We start from the raw sequence: 2,941 nt of genomic DNA, 5'->3' as shown, positions 1-2,941 counted from the left end.
CTGCGCGGTCAGCGCGTCGAGGTACTGCGCATAGGTGCGCGACAGCCGCTCGATATCGGCGGCCTCGAACAGATCGGTGCGGAACACCGTGCAGCAGCGCACGCCGTCGGACGTCAGCTCGGCGAACAGCGTCAGGTCGAACTGCGCGTAGCGATACAGGTCGTCGCGCACCGTCATCGCCGGCATCCCGGCCGGCGTCGCCGGCTCGGCGGCGCCGGGCACCGCGCCTTTCGTGTCCTGCAGCACGAAGTTGACCTGGAACAGCGGGCTGCGCGCGGCATCGCGCGCGACGCCGACCTGCTCGACCACCTGGTCGAACGACACCGCCTGATGCCGCAGCGCGTCGGCGACGGTGTCGCGCTCGCGCTCGACCAGCGCGGCGAACGTGGCGCAGCCTTGCCGCGCGGTGCGCAACGCGAGCAGGTTCGCGAAGAAGCCGACGATGCGCTCGCTGCCCGGATGCACGCGGTTCGACGCGGTCGTGCCGATGCAGAAGTCGTCCTGGCCGGCGTAGTCGCCGAGCAGGCACCGCCACGCGGCCAGCATCACGGTGAACAGCGTGCCGCCCTGCCGGCGCGCCAGCGCCTCGGCCCGCGCGCGCACGGCGGCGGGAATCGTGAAGAACACCAGTTCGCCGTCGTGCGCGCGCCGCGGCGGGCGCGGCAGCGCGAACGGCAATTCGAGCGTCGTCGCGCCGGCCAGCCGGCCCTGCCAGTAGGCAAGGCTCGGCGCGCTGTCCGCGGCGCCGCGCGCCTGCTGCCACAGCGCATAGTCCGCATAGTGCGGCTCGTCGTCGGCCGGCGGCTCGAGCTCGCGGCCCGCCAGCCGCGCCGCGTAGGCCCGCCACCAGTCGGCCAGCATCAGTTCCAGCGACCACCCGTCGACGATCAGGTGATGGGCGGTCAGCACGAGAATCTGCCGGGCGTCGCCGACACGATGCAGCGACACGCGCAGCAGCGGCCCGTGCGCCAGGTCGAACGGCTGCGCGATTTCGGCGGTGATCGTGCGGGCGATGTCCGCGTCGGTCGCGCCCGCCGCGTGACGATGCACGGGCAGCGACGGATCGAACTCGGGCTGCAAACGCTGGTACAAGCCGCCGTCGCGCGCGTCGAACGTCGTGCGCAGCGCCTCGTGCCGCGCGACCACGTCGCACAGCGCCGCCCGCAACGCCGCTTCGTCGAGCGTGCCCGCGATCTCCAGCACGTGCGGCACGTGGAAATGGCCAGCGCCGCCGCTGATCGCCATCTGCACCCACATCCGCACCTGTTCCGCCGACGCGGGCAGGTCCGCCGGCCGCGCCTGGCGGGTAATCGCGTCGCGGCTGCCCGCGCCACGCTGCCTGCCGAACGCTTCGAGCAATTGGCGACGCTTGTTTTCGGTGGAATCGTTATGCGACATCAAACCAGCTCTCCCGACGATGAAAACAGTGTGAGTAGTTCGTCCATGTCGTCCGGCGCGAGGCGATCGAGCAGCGCTTCGAGGCGGTCCTCCCGCTGGGCCTTCTGGCCGAGCGCGACCAGCACCTGGGCGCTGAACCGGTCGAGCTGCGGTGCGCCGAACAGCAGCGGCGGCGACAGCAGCAGCCCGTAGCGGCCATTCAGACGCGCGATCAGCTGGATCGCCTGCACGGAGCTGCCGCCGAGCATGAAGAAGTGATCGTCCGGCCCGATGTCGGCGACGTCGAGCACGGCCGACCACTCGGCGGCGACCTCGGCCTGGAACGGTGTCCTGGCGCGCACCTCGGCGCCGCGCGCGCGCGTCTCGAGCGCCGCGTCGGCGAGCTGGGCCAGGCGCTTGCGGTCGATCTTGCCGGCCGGCAGCAGCGCGATGCGCTCCACCACGTCGATGCGCGCCGGACGCATCGATTCGGGCAGCCGCGCGGCCAGCTCCGTGTGCAGCGCGTCCACCGGCCAGCTGTCCCACCCCGCGGCCGGCTCGACGAAGGCATGCAGCAGCCGCACGCGCCCGTGCACCCGCACCGGCACCACCGCGCACTGCGCGATGCCCGGCAGCGCCAGCAGGCACGCCTCGATCTCGCGCAGTTCGATCCGGTTGCCGTTGAGCTTGACCTGCTCGTCGCGCCGGCCGAGGTAATGCAGTTCACCGTGCTCGCCGAACATCGCGATGTCGCCGGTGCGGTACATGCGCGCGCCCGCCCGACCCGCGTACGGATCGGGCACGAAGCTCGCCGCGGTGAGATCCGCGCGGCCGACATACCCTTGCGCGAGCCCCGCGCCGCCGATGTACAGCTCGCCCGCGCGGCCGGGCGCGCAGGGCTCGAGGCCCGCGTCCAGCACGTACAGCGACACGTTGTCGATCGGCCGGCCGATCGGCACGCCGGCGCGCGCGTGGGCCTCGCCCGGCGCGCAATGCCACACGCTCACGTCGATCGCCGCCTCGGTCGGCCCGTACAGGTTGGCGAGCCGCACGCCGGGCAGCAGCCGGTGGAAGCGCTCGGCCTGCTCGGCGAGCAGCGCCTCGCCGCTGCAGACGACCAGCGCGAGATCCGGGAAGCGCTGCCCGGGCACCGCGTCCAGGAACGCGTTCAGCATCGACGGCACGAAGTGCGCGACCGCGATGCGCGCGTGGCGCAGCAGCGCCGCCAGCCCGGCCGGGTCCTTGTGCAGCTCCGGCGGCGCGATCACCAGCGCATGCCCGCTCTGCAGCGTCCACAGGAATTCCCAGACCGACACGTCGAAAAAGTACGGCGTCTTCTGCAGCACGCGCACCGGCGCGGCGTCGGCGAGCAGCGAGCCATGCCAGTCGAGCCGGTTGACCAGCGCGCGATGCGTGTTGGCGACGCCCTTCGGCGCGCCGGTGGAGCCGGACGTGTAGATCACGTAAGCGATCCCGTCCGGGTGCAGGCGCGGCGCCGGCAGCGGCTCGGCGGCGAGCCACGCCGCCCGGTCGTCCAGCGCATGCCGCGCGGCCGGCCCGGCGG

General features: G+C 72.8%; 2 protein-coding genes. Both read right to left on the bottom strand.

The genetic code is table 11. The annotated features are described in order from the left end of the window. The coding region (locus G3N98_RS38870; protein WP_241026292.1) for a condensation domain-containing protein at positions 1–1,398 on the bottom strand (1,398 nt) is incomplete at its 3' end. Beyond that, on the bottom strand, positions 1,398–2,941 hold a 1,544-nt coding region (locus G3N98_RS38865), incomplete at its 5' end, for a non-ribosomal peptide synthetase (RefSeq protein ID WP_206151084.1). The genes G3N98_RS38865 and G3N98_RS38870, both read right to left, overlap by 1 nt.

Source organism: Burkholderia sp. Tr-20390, assembly GCF_017104595.1.
In the GTDB taxonomy this organism is placed as follows: domain Bacteria; phylum Pseudomonadota; class Gammaproteobacteria; order Burkholderiales; family Burkholderiaceae; genus Burkholderia.
The sequence above is the reverse complement of the archived record's forward strand: the minus strand, read 5'-3'. Positions and strand labels throughout refer to the sequence as shown.